The sequence below is a fragment of the Microcoleus sp. D2_18a_B4 genome, from assembly GCF_036702475.1.
Classification (GTDB): domain Bacteria; phylum Cyanobacteriota; class Cyanobacteriia; order Cyanobacteriales; family Microcoleaceae; genus Microcoleus.
The window spans coordinates 15,223-32,813 of sequence record NZ_JAUBTL010000016.1; the positions used below are offsets into that span (position 1 = coordinate 15,223).

At 47.2% G+C, this 17,591-nt stretch carries 12 protein-coding genes; 5 read left to right on the forward strand and 7 right to left on the reverse strand.

Going from position 1 to position 17,591, the window contains the following annotated elements; genetic code table 11:
* Window positions 1–196: 196 nt before the first annotated feature.
* The 5 genes from tnpB to rpsB form a co-directional block, all read right to left on the reverse strand.
* Window positions 197–1,390 carry an IS200/IS605 family element RNA-guided endonuclease TnpB gene (gene tnpB / locus QUB04_RS11940; RefSeq protein ID WP_333284417.1) on the reverse strand — a complete coding sequence of 398 codons (1,194 nt, stop codon included), beginning with the start codon at window positions 1,388–1,390 and terminating at the stop codon, window positions 197–199.
* 416 nt (window positions 1,391–1,806) lie between these two features.
* Window positions 1,807–4,320 (reverse strand): ATP-dependent DNA helicase RecG, encoded by a 2,514-nt coding sequence (recG, locus tag QUB04_RS11945; protein WP_333284419.1) that lies wholly within the window; start codon window positions 4,318–4,320, stop codon window positions 1,807–1,809.
* Window positions 4,321–4,568: 248 nt separating this feature from the next.
* Window positions 4,569–5,513 carry a hypothetical protein gene (locus tag QUB04_RS11950; RefSeq protein WP_333284421.1) on the reverse strand — a complete coding sequence of 315 codons (945 nt, stop codon included), beginning with the start codon at window positions 5,511–5,513 and terminating at the stop codon, window positions 4,569–4,571.
* A gap of 392 nt (window positions 5,514–5,905) precedes the next feature.
* On the reverse strand, window positions 5,906–6,565 hold the full coding sequence (gene tsf / locus QUB04_RS11955; protein WP_333046393.1) for a translation elongation factor Ts: 660 nt from the start codon (window positions 6,563–6,565) through the stop codon (window positions 5,906–5,908).
* A 322-nt stretch (window positions 6,566–6,887) separates the two neighbouring features.
* Window positions 6,888–7,718: a 30S ribosomal protein S2 gene (rpsB, locus tag QUB04_RS11960; RefSeq protein ID WP_333284424.1), complete on the reverse strand. Its 831-nt coding sequence runs from the start codon at window positions 7,716–7,718 to the stop codon at window positions 6,888–6,890.
* 559 nt (window positions 7,719–8,277) lie between these two features.
* On the opposite strand from rpsB, the gene QUB04_RS11965 reads away from it, so the two are divergent.
* From QUB04_RS11965 to QUB04_RS11980, 4 genes are all read left to right on the forward strand, one after another.
* Entirely contained in the window at window positions 8,278–10,482 is a 2,205-nt protein-coding gene (locus QUB04_RS11965) for a cation:proton antiporter domain-containing protein (RefSeq protein WP_333284426.1), read from the forward strand.
* Window positions 10,483–10,678: 196 nt separating this feature from the next.
* A complete protein-coding gene (locus tag QUB04_RS11970; RefSeq protein ID WP_333284553.1) occupies window positions 10,679–11,224 on the forward strand; it encodes a hypothetical protein in 546 nt (181 codons plus the stop codon).
* A gap of 277 nt (window positions 11,225–11,501) precedes the next feature.
* Window positions 11,502–12,128 carry a DUF3038 domain-containing protein gene (locus QUB04_RS11975; RefSeq protein WP_333142966.1) on the forward strand — a complete coding sequence of 209 codons (627 nt, stop codon included), beginning with the start codon at window positions 11,502–11,504 and terminating at the stop codon, window positions 12,126–12,128.
* 3 nt (window positions 12,129–12,131) lie between these two features.
* The gene (locus QUB04_RS11980) at window positions 12,132–13,304 is read left to right on the forward strand and encodes a DUF4335 domain-containing protein (protein WP_333284428.1); all 1,173 of its coding nucleotides are present in this window, start codon (window positions 12,132–12,134) and stop codon (window positions 13,302–13,304) included.
* A 289-nt stretch (window positions 13,305–13,593) separates the two neighbouring features.
* On the opposite strand, the gene QUB04_RS11985 is transcribed toward QUB04_RS11980, so the two are convergent.
* Window positions 13,594–15,633, reverse strand: coding sequence for an abortive infection protein (locus QUB04_RS11985; RefSeq protein ID WP_333284430.1), 2,040 nt, complete (start codon window positions 15,631–15,633; stop codon window positions 13,594–13,596).
* Between the two features lie 44 nt (window positions 15,634–15,677).
* A complete protein-coding gene (locus QUB04_RS11990; protein ID WP_333108427.1) occupies window positions 15,678–16,349 on the reverse strand; it encodes a hypothetical protein in 672 nt (223 codons plus the stop codon).
* Window positions 16,350–16,589: 240 nt separating this feature from the next.
* On the opposite strand from QUB04_RS11990, the gene QUB04_RS11995 reads away from it, so the two are divergent.
* Complete coding sequence (locus tag QUB04_RS11995) at window positions 16,590–17,525, forward strand: OmpA family protein (protein WP_333284432.1); 936 nt, start codon at window positions 16,590–16,592, stop codon at window positions 17,523–17,525.
* The last annotated feature ends 66 nt before the right edge of the window (window positions 17,526–17,591 follow it).

Genomic DNA, 17,591 nt, shown 5'->3' on the forward strand with positions numbered 1-17,591 from the left:
TTAGCACTGTTTAATTGAAAGCGACAGAGCGAAAAACTAGCTTCGCATTCAAGGAGTGTCGTGACCCAAATAACGGCTGCTCTTGCGAGCGGTCTGGTCAGTACAGCTTGCGAGAGATTTCTCTTGCAAGCTCAGCGGCTAAAGCCCTGAGTTACTGACAATTACTGTTGAGAGTGAACTACCAGACGCCGACCGTCTAAGCGGTACAGCGCTGGCTTCCTGATTCAACGGGGATAGCGTCCAACAAAACCGAAGTTTTACCAGATCGACTTACATCCCCTCCACAGGCAGAAGCGCTAGTTCCTAACGCCAGAATCCGCAAGGCTTCATTTCTGATGTTGATCGCCGCATTTACATCACGGTCATGATGAGTACCACAATGCTTACAAGTCCATGCCCTAACATCAAGAGTGAGATGCTCAACTTGATTTAGGCAAACATGACAAGTTTTTGAGCTAGGAAACCATCGATCAATCTCAATGTATTGTTTACCTTCACTTTGGGCCTTGTACTTAAGCATTGTGCAAAACATACCCCAGCCAACATCGCTAATCGCCTTGGCTAAGTTATGATTCTTGACCATACCTTTGATGTTGAGATTTTCCACTGCAATAACTTGGTTTTCGTTGACTATCTTGCGGGATAGTTTCTGTAGAAAATCTTCACGACATCTGGCAATTTTGGAGTGAACTTTTGCCACTACCAACTTTGCCTTTTTACGGTTTTGACTGCCTTTCTTTTTGCGAGAAAGCTTTTGCTGTTTGCGTTTTAGATTGCGCTGACACTTGACAAAAAATTTAGGATTAGTGAACTTAGATCCCTCACTGGTAATCGCAAAATGAGTTAATCCCAGATCGATGCCAACAGCTTTATCAACTGGTACTGATTCAGGGTTAGCCTTGCCATCGTCAATCAAGACGGATACAAAGTATTTACCATCAGGATTGCGCGATACAGTAACAGTTTTAATATCACCTTCAAAATCACGATGACGCTTACAATGAACCAATCCGATCTTAGGCAGATTGATGTAGTCACCGTCAACTTTGACGTTTTGGGGATAACTAATCGACTGCCGACTATGTTTTGATTTGAATTTAGGCAACATTGCCTTTTTATCAAAAAAGTTTTTGTAGCCAGTGGATAAATTCAATGCGACTACTTGTAAACATTGAGAATATGGTTCTTTTAACCATTCATATTCTTTCTTGAGAGCAGGAAGTAAGCCTTGTATGTATCCTCTGGACAATCCTTTACCAGTATTTTTATAGGTTTCTTGACACAAGTTTAGAGCATAGTTCCAGAACCATCTCGCACAGCCAAAAGACTTGGCAAGCAAGTTTTCTTGCTCATTTGTGGGATAGATTCTGTACTTGTATGCTTTATACATTTATCAAAAGTGTCGAATACTGATAAGATTATAACAGATAGAATTGATATTGATTCGCTATCGCTCAATTTACTTTCGGGCTGCGCTTTCATCCCGTCCCTCATCCTTGTAAACGGATAGAGTGCGGGACTTCCCGTTCGCGTTAGTTAAATGCGACGAACCGTCGCCCACCCGTCGGCCACTACCTGCAAGCGTGACAAGCGAGGAATCAATGTTTCCTCGGACCTGGGAGTACAGGTTGGATTTTGTTTTCCCTGTTTCTGGCAGCACTACCTTAATTTTGACACTTCCCCGTCATTCCTGCGAAGGATTCTTGGTTCGATCGGTACGGGAATCCTTACAATCGATAAAAATCACCCACACCCAGGCAAAAATTCTCTCAGAAAATAGGTTGGGTTGAGGTACTCCCAAACTCTCTAAGTCAAAATCGACCCACTCATCATCCGCTGATATCTCCGCTCCAATTCATCCCGCACCACCGGCCACTGATTCAAACTTTCATCATTCTCAATTACCATTTGAGCCGCCGCCCTCGCCAACTCCAAAACCTCCTGATCCTCCACCAAACTCGCCAAAGCAAAATCCGGCAAACCCGACTGCCGAGTTCCCAAAACCTGACCAGGCCCGCGCAATCTCATGTCCATTTCTGCAATAAAAAAGCCATCTTGAGATTGTTCTAAAACCTTCATTCTCTGCATAGCTTCCGCCGTTTTGGAACCGGGCATTAACAAACAATAAGAACGGTTGCTGCCCCGACCGACTCTACCCCGCAACTGGTGCAGTTGCGACAGTCCAAAACGCTCAGAATTTTCAATCAGCATTACCGTGGCATTCGGCACGTCTACTCCCACTTCGACCACAGTAGTAGATACTAAAATATCAGTTTCTTTGTCTCGAAACTTACTAATTGCCTCATCTTTGTCAGCACTGCTCATCCTACCGTGCAGCAAACCCACCTTAAACTCAGGAAATACGCTTTTTTGCAGTTTCTCTTGTTCCTCAATTGCCGATCGCACGTCCAACTTTTCCGACTCCTCCACCAGCGGCAGCACCACATAAACTTGACGCCCGCTTGCCACTTCCCGCCGAATCAAATCGTAAGCTTGAATGCGTTCTTTTGCCGACAGTACAGTGGTTTGAATCGCCTGCCTACCGGGGGGGAGTTCATCAATTTGACTCACATCTAAATCCCCGTGCAGCGTCAGCGCCAGCGTCCGGGGAATGGGAGTTGCCGTCATCGTCAAAACGTGGGGAGCTTCGCCTTTTTGCTGCAATTTAGCGCGCTGTTGCACGCCGAATCTGTGCTGTTCATCAATTACCGCCAAACCCAACTTATGGAAATTCACCGTATCTTGAATCAGCGCGTGAGTTCCCACTAAAACAGGTAATTCTCCGGTTTCTAACTGGCTGTGAATTTCGCGGCGCTTGGCTACTTTTGTCGAACCAGTTAACAGTTCAACAGACAAGTGCATCAAGTTAAACCAACCTACCAATTTGCGGTAATGCTGTTCTGCTAAAACTTCTGTCGGCGCCATTAAAGCGGCTTGATAGCCGGATTGAATTGCTGCTAGCATTGCCACGACGGCCACTACGGTTTTGCCAGCACCGACATCGCCTTGCACTAATCTGTTCATCGGTTGCGATGAAGCTAAATCGTTGAGGATGTCGTTGATTACTCTTTCCTGAGCATTAGTCAACGCAAAAGGCAAGATTTCATAAAAATGTTCGATCAATTTGCCAGTAGGAAGGATGACTGCACTAGCTTGAGCTTTCCTTTGGGTTTGGCGGCGCTTTAAAAGTCCTAATTGCAGGTAGAAAAATTCGTCAAAAACTAAGCGACGGCGGGCGGCGGCCAAACAATCTCGATCGAGCGGAAAGTGAATATTAGTCACGGCATCGGCTAAACCCATTAAACCGTAACGCTCGCGCAAATCCTCTGGTAGCGATTCTGGCAACATTTTCGCCGCCGGCATTGCCGCCAAAATCGATCGCCTCACCGAACCAGCATCCACCCCTTCCGTCAGCGGATAAACTGGTATCAGGCGGCCGACTTTCATTGATTCGATCGCACCGCCGGAGTCGTCTAATACTTCTAACTCAGGATTTTCTAAAGTAATGCCATATTTACCCTGCTTCACTAACCCGGAAGCTGCCAGCACCGCACCAGTACAATACTCGCGCTTTTTGAATTCTTGCCAACCGCGATTGCTGTAGCGAGGGCCTGCAAAAAAACGACTTATTTTTATTTCTCCGGTGCGGTCTTTTAAAATTACTTCTAATATGGTTAATTTCTTATTCTTGGGACTAGAAAAGCAATTGCAGCGCTTTACTTCTGCGATTAAAGTGACAGTTTCCCCGGCTACTAGCTCGCGAATTTGTACTTGCTTTGCATAGTCGATGTGGTTGCGGGGATAGTAGTAAAGCAAGTCATATACAGTGTATAAACCAAGTTTGACCAAGCGGTTGCCGTTGGCGGGGCCGATGCCGGTGACGCGGGTTAACTGTTGGTCGAGAGTCAGGCTTGGTGGTGCGGCTGCTGTACTCAGGGGTGCTGTTCGGGGAACGGAAACTGCTGGGGCGGTTGGTTCAGAAGCGTTAGCGTTTGCGGGTCTGACTGGTGCTACTTGTTCTTGCTGGTGGCGAGTTTCTTGTTCCCAAACTTGCTCCATTTGCCTCAGAAAACTGACGGTAATGGCGATCGAATGTTGGCGCTGTTCGATATCTTTCTGAGGGTAGATGTCAAATTCAGCAGCTAGTTGTCTGGCTCGATCGCGCGAAGAAGCCGCCACAGAACCTGCCAACTGTCTCAAACTCAGGCCCAGAAACTCGCTGAAGCGGTATTGACTGCCTTGGATGTCGTTAAATCCGCGATCGGCTTCTACTGAAAGAGCTTTTTGCAATCGCTGCCATTCGGGTTGATTATTAGTCATCAGTCATTAGTTATTAGTCATTAGTCATTAGTCATTAGTCATTAGTCATTGGTCATTGGTCATTAGTCATTAGTCGTTAGTCATTAGTTATTAATCATAGCTCAAGAATTCCCGACAACTGACAACTGACAACTGTCAACTGACAACTGACAACTGACAACTGTCAACTGACAACTGTCAACTGTCAACTGACAACTGACAACTGTCAACTGACAACTGACAACTGACAACTGACAACTGTCAACTGACTAATCTTCAAACCAACTCGATCGCCAAGCCGACTCAGCCTCCACCACAGCGAGTTCCCGCTGCTTTTTCTGGTAATCGCGGCCCAGCGAGTTCAACTTTACAGAGAGGTTACGAATTTGCTGGCGCCAAGCCGAGGTTCCCGCATCGGCAAACTCTATTTCCGACAGCCGCAGTTTAATCGCTGTAATGTGCAGCGCCCTACTACCAAAGGTTGCTGCCGCCAATTTGCGCGATGCTGATGAGGCATCGGTTTCAATGATTAAGTTTAATAAGTTAGGCGGCCCGGCAACACTATCGCCGGAGGATTCAGCTTGAGAAGCAGCTTCTAGAACCGGTTCTGGCAATTGACTCGGCAAGATTCCCGACTGTTGCAGCAAGCGGTTGGTGTCGCGAGAAAGCAGCTTGAGTATATGGACGAGCGACTTTTCAATACTATTTTGCCAGCGTGCCAAACTTTCTGGGGAATTGGCACTTGGCAATTGATAATTTGCCAATGAAAATAGATAGTTAATGGCGGAAACTGGGTTTTTTTCCTTTTCGTCTTCTTCGTCTTCTTCGTCTTCCTCTTCTTCGTCTTCCTCTTCGTCTTTGTCGAAGTCGTCTTCGTCTTCCTCTTCGTCTTCCTCTTCGTCTTCTTCTTTCTCTATTTCTTCCTCTGCTTGTGATTCAGTCACCAGCGATCGCAATTTTTCCTCCGACGCCACAGCCAAAGCCCTTACAGACTGCTGCATTTTTTGCCGCCCATCGAAGGACAACTTGAGAAACGACTCCGGTACGGCTTGAGTGCAAAGGTGATAGCAAGCCAAAATTAACTGCTGCCGCACCGCTTGTCCCAACGCAGTTAAATAACCTTCGTAGGTACTGCGAAACTCCAAATTCAAGGCTGCTAAAGCCTCTTCGAGTCCTGCCAAATCTTGCTCTATTCTCTCTCTTGGTCGCACCATATCTCTCGTATAAAATTAAAATAGGACTTATATCATTTCCGGTTACACCGGAATGATGTTGACTGTTGACGGTTGACTGTTGACGGTTGACTGTTGACAGTGAACTCTAATTTACTATTCCGATGCTAACGGATTTGATATTACGCAAATTTTCACTTTTTACGCTGTCTGTAGTAGTAAGGTTTGCAGTGCCCAGCCTACAAATATATAGCGGTTCTCAAAAAAGTGAGGTATCCCCTATGCCCTATGCCCTATGCCCTATGCCCATGAGTACCTTATCTTTCTGAGAAAGGCTATAGTTTGTCCATAAGTCCTATAAAAATTAAAAATTAAAAATGCAAAAAATTGATTTTTCACATTTTTAATTTTTAATTCTAAATCTTAAGTTGGGATTATTGAGCACCCATTTGGGCTGCCACTTCATCGGCAAAGTTAGCTTCTACCTTTTCAATGCCTTCGCCCAAGACAAAACGCACGAATCGGCGCACTTGGACATTTTCTCCAATTTGGGCGATCGTTTGTTTCACCAACTCTTCCACCGAGATATTCTGATCTTTAATAAAAGGCTGATCCATCAAAGATAACTCTTTCATGCGCTTCTCAATCCGCCCTAGAACAATCTTTTCTTTGATGTTGTCCGGCTTGTTGCCCAAGTCATCTTTGCCCATTTCAATTGCCTTTTCTCTTTCGACAACTTCGGCGGGGATATCTTCAACTTTCACGTATTCCACATTCGGGCAAGCTGCAATTTGCATCGCAATATCCCGCACCAACTTTTGGAATTCTTCGCGACGTGCCACAAAATCTGTTTCGCAGTTAACTTCCACCAGCACTCCCACGCGGCCGCCGGTGTGAATGTAGCTGCCTACAAGCCCTTCTGACGCAACTCGTCCACCTTTTTTACCTGCCGAAGCCAGACCTTTTTTCCGCAGCCACTCAATGGATGTTTCCATATTGCCTTCGTTTTCAACGAGGGCTTTTTTGCAGTCCATCATGCCCGCGCCAGTTTTTTCGCGCAGTTCTTTAACAAGTTTTGCAGATATGTCCGCCATCTTCTTTAAGTTCCCAATCAAAATTAGTTATTAGTCATTAGTCATTAGTCATTAGTCATCAGTCATTAGTCACTAATTTTAATGTTAATGATTAGACCAGAGTGAAGAAATACCCAGTCGATATTAGTACCGACTTTGTAGGTGTAGCGCTAGAATTCATTCTGGCGCTGACACAATGAATGCTTTTGGCAGAACTCTACTAATGACTTAGACTCCTGCCATGTACAATTAAAAATTAAAAATATCCAACTAAAAATAATAATTATTTTTAATTTTCAATCTTTAATTTTTAATTTCCTGGTGTCAGATTCCGAGGGCAATACTAGCTCTCGGTTTCTTCGCCGTCGGCCTCAGCAGCGTCGTCGGGATCTACATAATCGGGGTCATCCAATTCTTCGATTTCGCCATCATATTCAGCGCCTTCGTAACCACCGTCGTAGTCGTAGTCTTCCTCAGAGTCGCCGCCCTGCTGACCGTGACGACCTTCGTAGATGGCATCAGCCAACTTGCCGACAATCAGCTTGATCGATCGAATAGCATCGTCATTCGCCGGAATCGCAATGTCAACCAAATCCGGGTCGCAGTTGGTATCCAACAGAGAGACGATCGGAATTCCCAACTTTTGGCATTCCAACACCGCATTATACTCGCGGCGTTGGTCTACCAGCACCACTCCGTCGGGAATCTTCCGCATAGATTTAATCCCGCCCAGATATTTCTGGAGTTTTGCCATTTCTCGGCGCAGTACCGAAGCTTCTTTTTTCGGCAACAAATCGAGGGCGCCGATTTCCTCGCGGCGCTCCAAATCCTTGAGGCGCTCCACGCGGGACTTAATCGTCGTCCAGTTAGTGAGCATTCCCCCCAGCCAGCGCTGGTTGACGTAATAAGCACCGCAGCGTTGAGCTTCTTGGGCTACAATCCCTGCAGCTTGGCGCTTCGTACCCACGAACAAAAACTTTTTGCCTTTTTCTGAGGCAACTCTCATGTACTCGTAGGCGTCTTCCATAAGCTGAGCGGTTTGCACGAGGTCGATGATGTGAACCCCGTTGCGCTCTGTGAAAATGTATGGAGACATTTTCGGGTTCCACCGACGGGTTTGGTGTCCGAAGTGAACCCCTGACTCTAACATTTGAGCCAAACTGACTACTGGCATTGTATTTTTAACTCCTAATTCGGGTTAATCCTCCACCCGGTCGTATTTCTGAAGGTTTGCGCCCTAGAAACACCCGAAAACCCGGATGTGCGAATTTAAACAACTTTTCTAGTTTATCACAGCGCGCACTACTTTTGCTGACAATCTTATCTCACTAGGTTTAAACTCAGATGTTGCACCATTGTCAAGAACGGGCTCTCCGGCCCGTTCCACAAAGAACGAGTTTTCTTGTGGAACAGGCATCTTGCCTGTTCCTAAACAAGTAATTGAGGATGGTGCAAGATGTGAGTTTAAATGGGCGGTGGGCACCCGGAGGTGAGATATAGTGCGGGGTACGCAGGCTGCGGTTAAAGTTACTTGCAAGCGCTTCTAAAAAACGAAAAATCCAGGTGAGAGGTTGCCAAAGCCTTTGTTCGCTTGTGAGAGAATGGCGTTGTTGGTGCGCCTCTTGTGCCTTCTACCTTCGATCGAGCTGGTATCCATTTTTTTCGATCGGCAATTCAGTCAGCTTTAGTACCCTGCCCTCTCCATCCGCAAAAATCCCAAAGCTAAAAACGCCATGCCCATACCCATTCTCGTTCTGCTTGAAGTTCTAATTGTCATCGGACTTTCGAGACTTGTAGGCTTAGGATTTCGAGCGATCAAACAACCTCAAGTCATTGGAGAAATTGTAGCAGGAATTATGCTTGGGCCTTCTCTATTTGGCTTAGTTGCACCCGATTTAGCAACAGCACTTTTTCCAGCCGAAGCCGTTCCCTTCCTCAACGTGCTATCTGAAGTGGGGCTAATATTTTTCATGTTTTTGATTGGTTTGGAACTGAATCCCAAGTATCTCAAAAGCAATTTAGATATAGCGATTTTAACTTCCCACGTCAGCATTCTAGTGCCGTTTTCCCTGGGAAGCTTGCTCGCACTGCTGCTGTATCCCATCGTTTCAAATAATAGCGTTTCGTTTACCGCCTTTGCTTTGTTTTTGGGCGCTGCGATGTCAATTACTGCCTTTCCGGTGCTGGCAAGAATTATTACAGAACACAACTTGCAGAATACCAAATTGGGGACGTTGGCCTTGACTTGCGCTGCTGTAGACGACGTGACGGCGTGGTGTTTGTTAGCGGTGGCGATCGCAGTTACTCGTACTAATTCAATGATCGGTGCTTTGCCGACAATTATTGAGTCTTTAATTTACATCGGTTTCATGCTGACTATAGTCCGCTGGTTCTTGCAGCGGCTTTCCAAGCACTACAACCGTACCGGCAGATTAACACAGTTAGTGCTGTCGGGAATTTACATGGGAGTTGTAGCTTCTGCCTTAATTACTGAATTGATCGGAATTCATTTAATCTTCGGTGCATTTTTGCTGGGTGCTGCCATGCCAAAAAATGCGGGATTAACCAGAGAATTAGCTGAAAAAACCGAAGACTTTGTACTAATATTTCTGCTGCCAATATTTTTTGCTTACAGTGGCTTGCGGACTCAAATCGGCTTGCTCAACAGTCCCGAATTGTGGCTGCTGTGCGCCGCAGTTTTGGGAGTGGCAATTATCGGCAAGTACGTCGGCACTTACGTTGCGGCCAGAGTCTGTGGCATCAGCAACCGCGAAGCTTCAGCGCTGGGATGGCTGATGAATACTCGCGGTTTGACTGAACTAATTGTGCTGAATATCGGTCTTTCCTTGGGCGTAGTTTCGCCGCTGCTATTTACGATGTTAGTCATCATGGCTTTAGTGACAACTTTTATGACTTCGCCTCTGTTGGAGTGGACTTATCCAAAACGGTTAATTCGGTTAGATATTTCAGAAGTTAACTCTGAGGATTCAGAATTAGAGGATTTAGAAATGGCTGACAGCACCGAAGAAACTGCTAAGAAATTGCTGCCAACTTATCGAATTTTAGTACCGGTTGCCAATCCCAGCACGCAGAAAGGTTTACTGCGACTAGCCGTAGCGCTGGCGCAGCCGGCTGCTGGTATGGGTGGTGAGGATTTACAGTCGGCGGCGGTTCATCCTCTGAGTTTGATAGAATTAAATGATGACTATGCCTTTGAAAGTACGCCTGCGGAAGCCGATCGCATTATTCAAGAGCGCCGCTCGAAATTATCAGAATTGATTGATAGTTTGCAAGTGCCCGATGCGAGAAAATTCGTACATCCCATCATTCGGGTTACTAATGATGTAGCCAGGGAAACGGCCCAAATTGCGGAGATCGATCGCGCGGATTTGATTTTATTAGGATGGCACAGACCTACTTTTAGCAGCAACCGTTTGGGAGGACGTGTCGGCCAAATTCTCAGCAACGCTAAGGTGGATGTAGCAATTTTTGTTGACAGAGGCCGGGAAAGGTTGAATAACTTGTTAGTACCTTACGCGGCAAACATTCACGATGATTTTGGTTTAGAATTGGCGCTGAGACTGTTAGTTAATAGCGAGGAACGCCGTTTGACGGTGCTGCGGGTGGCGGTTGACGGGGAAGCTGAAAACAATCTGAGTTACGAGTTTCAGCGAGTGATGGATCAGTTACCGGTTGAGGTGCGATCGCGCATTGAAACTCCGATTGTGGAGGCTGCTGAACCCATTCAAGCAGTGGTGGTGGCTTCTGCTAATGCTGATTTGACTATTGCGGGTACGAGTCGGGAGTGGGGAATTGAGCGCCAAACTTTGGGACAGTATACTGATGAATTGGCTGTGCAGTGTCATTCTTCGCTACTGATTGCGCGGTGCTACGTTAGAGTGCGATCGCACTTGGCATCGGTACTTCCTCAAGTGTAGTCAGTTGACGGTTGACGGTTGACTGTTGATTGTTGACTGTTGACTGTTGACTGTTGACTGTTGACTGTTGTTATTAGTTATTGGTTATTGGTTATTGGTTATTTGTGAGTTAGTACCAATGCCCAATGCCCAATGCCCTGTTTGGCCAATGCCCTGTTTGGCCAATGCCCTGTTTGGCCAATGCCCTGTTTGGCCAATGCCCTGTTTGGCCAATGCCCAATTATTAATTACCAAGATGATGAATCATTTAAGCCTCAAATCACTGGCATTTTATGGGGTTGCGATCGGCTCAGTTGCACTGCTGTTTAAAGTAGTAACTGCTTACGGCGAAACAAATTTAAAGGCGGCCCCGGCAATTGCTGGAAATTATCGCTTCGATCCTAAAAGTTTGCCCGAATGTCTGAAATCTGATGTTTTGGTATTGACAATCGAGCAATCGGGTGTTTATTTAAGCGGTAATTTGCGATCGGGCAGCAGGGAGGGCATGGAAAAAACAGCCGAGGAGAAACCTTATCTATTTGGTAAGTGGGAAACTCAAGGATTGAACTTGTCGGGTGCGGTTCCTAATTTAGCGGGTTGCAGCGACTCCACAGCAACCGGTCAAAACAGTTCTGTTAAAATGCGCGGAATTGTGGAGCAAGAAACCCTCAAGGGAAAAATTAGTCTAACTGATAAGGCGGCGGCTACTGATTTTACGGCTCAAAGAGAAGCGGCGGTGCAACCCCAAAAGCCTGAACATTGATTGATTCCAATAGAGAATAAGAAAGGGGAAAGGGGTAATTCTTGGTCGCTTTCTGACTCTTCCCTTCACCCTTGGCGAAGCAAGGAATCACAAAGCGGCGGCGGGGGTAGGAGAGTGGGCGATCGAACTCTCGCCGGAGCTCGCCCGCGACGGTCGGTTGCTGCTAAATTAGAAAATATACTTAAAAGTCAATGATAAAAATAAAGTATCCCAGAGAAGTTCTTGGTTGAGAATTTGTCTTGCTCAAGACCCCCCCTGCCCGTATAGTTTGTTTGGAATGGATGTTGCCGTGATCTTAATGCCGTCAGAAACTTCGCTTACCCAGTCAAACCCGTTGATTTTAGACAGTTTGCCAGACTTGTCGCCCTCCGATGGGGGATGTCCTCGCCGAGCCAGATTGCAAATTGACTTGATGTTGCTGGCGATCGAAGCCTTGTATCTCGGAGGTGCGGAAGAAATGCTGGCTGTGTCAAAGGACCTGGAATTGGGATCAATTATCAAAAATCGGGTTGCCCTTTGGCTGATGCGTAATACTAACCCGCTGAGACGCTATACCCAGCGCCGCTCCCTTACCATTGTGGAGGCAAAAGCGCTGGTGGCGATCGCCTGTAATATGGCGCGTAAGTTAACCGCCACAATTCGGCAGTTGCTGCTAGACTCCCAGCAGTTGCGATCGAAAAATATCCCCCTCAACCAGAACCAGCCGCTGGCGGAGTATTTAGAACGCTTTCGAGCTCACTTTCGATCGCGCATGAACCCCAAGCGATCGCTAGTTGCAGCTTACGATTCCGACGACAAGCTCAACGAACTAGCTTTGAACTTGTTGAGCAAACTGCTATTTTGTACAGGCACAGCCGGAATGCAGCGCTTCTGGGTTAGCCTGTTTGATGGAGAAGTTGAATAAAAAATGACTATTAGGCGTCAGTACAGTCTGCCAAATTGCACCCTGGTTCTAGAAGGGTTGAGCGATGGATCGGCAGCCAGCCAGTTAGATATACGGCCGGTGCTTTCCATACTAATGAGCGCTGAATGCTATGTGAACGGTCTCCGCGAGCCTTTAAGCGGGGGACGAGACTTTTTTGAAAGCTTGGTGAGGGCCGTCAGCAGCTACGCTCAAGAATTTATGAGCGGAGTGCATTATCCCGATCGCTACGGCCCGAATTTGGGCATGGTACAGTTACATAGAATTGACGGGAATTTGCACCGGTTGACCGTTCTACCCGCCTCCACAGGCAGCCCACCCCAAATCGATCAAAAACCAGAACTGTCGGCAAAAGTAGATTTGACAACGGTACAGCTATTTGACTTGGTAGAGGCGATCGATCAGTTTTTTGCCGACACGCAGACGCTGCCGGAATTGTCGCTGCAATTAACCCCAATTTCCAGGCGTTACGTCAAGTCGGCCGAACCTTTGGCGAAGCGGACTTTACCTGCTGTCGTGGGGGTGTCGAGTTTGGCTTTGGCTGCGATGGCGTTTTTCTTGGTGCCGGTGCCGGAAGTCCAGCGCCAGAGAGATCCGGTGCCGCAGCCCAATCCTGCAGGCCAGAATCAGGGGACGCCGAATCCGGGTGGATCGGGTTCGCCTAATCCCAATCCCACGCCTCCTGCTGACGGTTTGCTGCCTGGAACTCAAACTCCAAACGCTGAATCGCTTTCGCCGACTCCGAGCCCCGCGCCGCAGCCGGACGCTTCACCGTTGGCCACACCGCAGTCGAGCACTTCGCCGGAAAGCACGCCCACTCCTGTTGCTGAAGGTTTGGCAAGCCCAGAGGTGGGCGCGGTGCCAATTACCGATCCAGGGGAAATTGAGCTGTTGAGGGGCAAACTTTCCCAGCAAATTGACGGAGTTGTGAAGGATAAGCCTCCGGTTGATGCGGAGTTGGTTTATCGGGTGAGTGCGGCCCAAGACGGGGCGATTGTCGGTTACAAGCCGGAGAATTCGGCAGCAGTCGATCGATCCGAAACGCCGTTGTCGGAGTTGCTTTACAAACCGGTTGGCACCAGGCCACCTGCGGAACCGCTGGCTGATTTCCGCGTAGTTTTGGCACCGGGTGGTAAAGTTCAAGTCACTCCTTGGTAATGGTTGATTGTTGACTGTTAACGGTTAAGTGTTGACTGTTAACGGTTGACTGTTAACGGTTAAGTGTTGACTGTTGACGGATACCATGTCCGATCGATCGCGCATAATACATAGGCAGGGGCGGGTTTTTGAGATTGTCGGTTTTTAGCAAATATTGTTGGCTCACGGGCCCCTACAGGAATCAGGGTAATTGACCGGACATGATATCAATCTCTTAGTCTGGGGAGGCAGACTTGGTTTTTCTAGTAGCGATTTCAATATCCGAATCATCTACAAATCGATTGCTGATTCAAAGGCCTGTTGGTGCGATCGGCTCAATGTCTGGGTCAAATCCTCCAACTTGATTTGTGCGAATTATCCACAAAAAATTTCCCTGTTTTAAGAAAATTTTGGCTATTTCATCTTGGGTGCGTCTGGGCAACATTGTTCGGTAACTAATAGCAGCTTTTATCAGGTTTGCTATACCAACAAAAAAGGTTTTTTTCAGTTCTGCATCAATCCCCGCCAATCTTGGATTTTTCTGCCAATCTGGACGGACAATTCCGAGGGGCATTAATACTTTTTCTAAACTTTCTCCTAAAGCTACTAACTGGTGAAACCTTTGGGTTTGTGCATCGGTGGGATGTGTTTTCAGCCAGTCTTGAATCTGAGGATTTGACTCTATTTCGGAAGTAATTTTTTTAATTGTCGCGTAAATTGCCTGACTTGAATCTTGGACACAAGAAGTTGCTGGCGTGACTAAACTTGCGCCGGTGCCGTCTCCGCTGCGGTAGCGGGCAATCATGATATCTAGTTGCTGGTTTAATTCGGTTAAAGGCGACAACGTGATGCCGTCAAAATCGTAGTCGCAACACACGCAGTCTAATTTACAGATGATATCGCAAACCGGGCGATCGCCCAACCAGCCGCGCTGCAAGTCTCCCATGTAGCTTTGCCATTTGCTGGAACCGGCAACAATTCCGTCGGGATTGTGGGCGTAAACTTGTTTGTATTCTATGTCAAAACGCAGTTCGCTGGTAAAGCGATCGCGCACTACTTTTGCTACTCCGAAAGCAAAATGTCCGGTGACAATTCCCAGCGGTGGCCGTTCGCCTTTTTTGCCGCCGATACCCCCGAAACTGTGAATCACTATCCCGATATCTCCTTCTTGCCAAGGAGAGATTGAAGCGTTTTCTGTAGCATCATTTGGGGTTAACAATACTCTTTTTGCTTGCCCTTTTTGGGCGGGTGTATTTTCCCAATTTTTGCTGCTTAAATAATCGAGAGATTTTTTTAGTCCGAAATGTGTTTCGTCTGGGATTAATTGAGCTATTTTGCGGGGTTCGATTGCCTCCACTACAAACATACTGTCTTCGTCTCTTTCGCCGTAAATGTACCAGCCGTCTGGATTTAATGGCGATTGTTCGATCAGGTGATTGGTAGACCTCGCTACGCCATTTTTATCTGGCTGTACTTGCGGAATCCGAATGATTTCGGCGGCGCCGTCAAATTGTTGAGATGTTTTGTTGAAATGCCGGACAATAAATTTGTCGCTGTCGGGTTCTTTTCGCTGTAAAATTGAGACTAAGGCGCAGAAACGTCCGATAATTTGTACTGGTTCGCGATCGATCGTGAGTTCATGGCGATCGCTGCTGCTATAATGAATCGCAATCACCGGTCTTCGCAGCATCACAGTCACGCTGTCTTCGAGTCGGGTGCCTGCTAGAGTTTCTAAAGGGCCGACATTTCGCCAACCGTTCAATCTATCTGGATGGATGTTGCCAGATTTTTGACTTTTTTTAGTTTCTTGTGTAAAGTTTATATCTTGACTGACTGCGTGGACAAAAAACTGTACTTCGCGATTTGTACTCCATTTTAAAAATGCTGTTTTGCCAATAAAGTTTTTATATTTTTTGGGTGCATTTATTACTTCAAAAAACACGGTACCGTAGGGCTGGCGCTGTTCATGTGAGGGCAAAATTAAGCGCCCGTGCCAAAGAGCGATCGGCTTGTATAGATAGGCAACGGATGCTGAATTCTCGCAAATTATCTCCGGCTGAAGCGCTGCTGAAATATCGCTTTTGCCTCCAAAAATAGTAGCAGTTATATTCCCGTCACTTTCTACGAATCTGGGCTCTAAAAAAACCTTTTCAGGTTCGGAAATATTAGCGGTTGAATTGCCCGTATTTCGGGTGAACGAGCGTATAAAAAAAGGGCGGTTTGCCTCCAATTTCGCTTGCAACCAATTAATTAAAATCCGAATAAAAATAAAAGCTGTTAGACCGGAAATAACAGCCAGAACTATCAGCGCCAGCGTCAAAATGAATTGGTTGAAAGACTGACCTGACACTAGAAAAATTGTGGGCCATATCCAAGAAAATGCCGCCATAATATCTAAAAACGAGTTTTAGGTTCGATCCAGTCTGTGCTGGCTTGACTGCCGAAAACTAGGGGTTTGTCCTCGGTGACTGCTACGGTTTGCCCTGTCATATCCACTGCACAAAGAGGCCAAGATCGATCGCCCAAATTGCCGGCGCGGAACAGAACTTGTCCGGGACAAACTTGACTCCAACCCAACAATACAGCATGAGTGTAAAGACTGCGAGCGGGAGCAACTGTATAAGTGTAATTATCATTTTTGTCCCAAATGACACCGTAGTCGGACATATCCGAAGAGTTGAAAAGTGCTTCAAATTCGCGGGCGAGAATGCGGGAACCGTCTTGATTCCAAGAAACAGGCACTAAAATGGCGATCGTCCCGGACATATCTGTATCATCGCTAGCATACATCCCACTTTCGGCCAGTGGCGAAGCAGCCGCCACTGTTTGCAGTTCCCCGGTTTTGAGATTTTCCACAAACATGACACTGCTAACCCGACACCGGGAGAATTCCGGCTGTACTTGCAACTCAATTCGACTGTAAGCTGCGTATTGGCCGTTAGTTGATACTAGGGATGGACTGCGATAATAGCGGAGGCCTGTGCCGGCAGTGGAGCTCACTTTAGCATGAGTGGCACTAATCCATTCCCAAGGAACGGGATAAGGGCTATTTAAAGGGTCAGTCATCGGTTTTTTTTCCAAAAGTTTTACTGAATTATCCAACAGATTCAGGCTGGCAGGCAACGGACTAGAAACCCGGTTTCTGCCTCGATGCTTCGCCACTAAACCCCAGATTTATATAAACCGGGTTTCTTTTTTAGATTTTAGATTGGAGGCCAAATCTCAAATCTCAAATCTCAAATTTCCAATCGGATAGGTAAGATAGTATCGAAATTAATGTGGTCTGTACACCGAGAGGGATGAAATATGACGCGATCTTTTAACCAAAAACCTTCAATCCCCCCCACTCGCGTCTCCAAGTCGCGGGGAAAAGGTTTGCTTTTACTGTCGCTGATTTTTCGACTGCTGCTGCTGGGGGTGGGCAGCGGTTTTGCGTGGGTTTTGGGGATGGCGATCGCTCAAATTTATCCGTCAGGCGCGACGGAGATGCCGCTGGCAGAGAGATTGCTGCGTGGAACTCAAAATTTGACCTCCAGCCCGAAACGCGCCCCAGCAACGCCAATTCCGGCGCTTCCGCCACCAACCGCTACACCAAGTCCCCAGTCAACAGTCAGTCCTGCCCAGAGAGAGAAATTGCTGTCAGATTTGAGACAGTTGCAGGGCGAACTGAACGCGCTGATTGGTCGCACGGCGGCTTTGGAGAGTCAGTTGGGCAGCAGCCGCCCGACGGAAACTTTGGAAAAGCGTTTGCAGTTGATGTCGCGGGAATTGGCGGGGCCGGAAACGGCGACAAGTCCTGTTCCTGCTTTACCGGCGATCGGCAGCAGCCCGAGTCTGAACCCTGAAACGGTGAATACTACCCCACAGAATGCCAATAATCCGGTGGTTGGGGGGGATGGGCTGATGGTGACTCTGCCCAGCGATGTTTTGTTTGATACTGGCAGCATTTCTTTGCGCGCGGGTACTAATGCGATTTTGGACAATTTGGTGGCGGAGTTGAGCAATTACGAGGGGGCAACTGTGCGGGTTGCGGGCCACACTGACGACGCGGGGGAAGCGGCGGATAATCGCAATGTGTCGTTTGCGCGGGCTCAGGCTGTGGTGCAGTATTTGTCGGGTGTACTCGGTCAGAAGTATCATTGGGTGGCGATCGGCTATGGGGAAAGTCGCCCTTCGGTGGATAATAGTTCGGATACTAATCGGCAGCGCAACCGCCGCATTGAAGTGGCAATTAATCCTTAGTTTTTAGTGTTCAGTAATCAGTCATTAGTCGGCAGACTTGTAGATACTGTTGAAGTGTCAATGGTA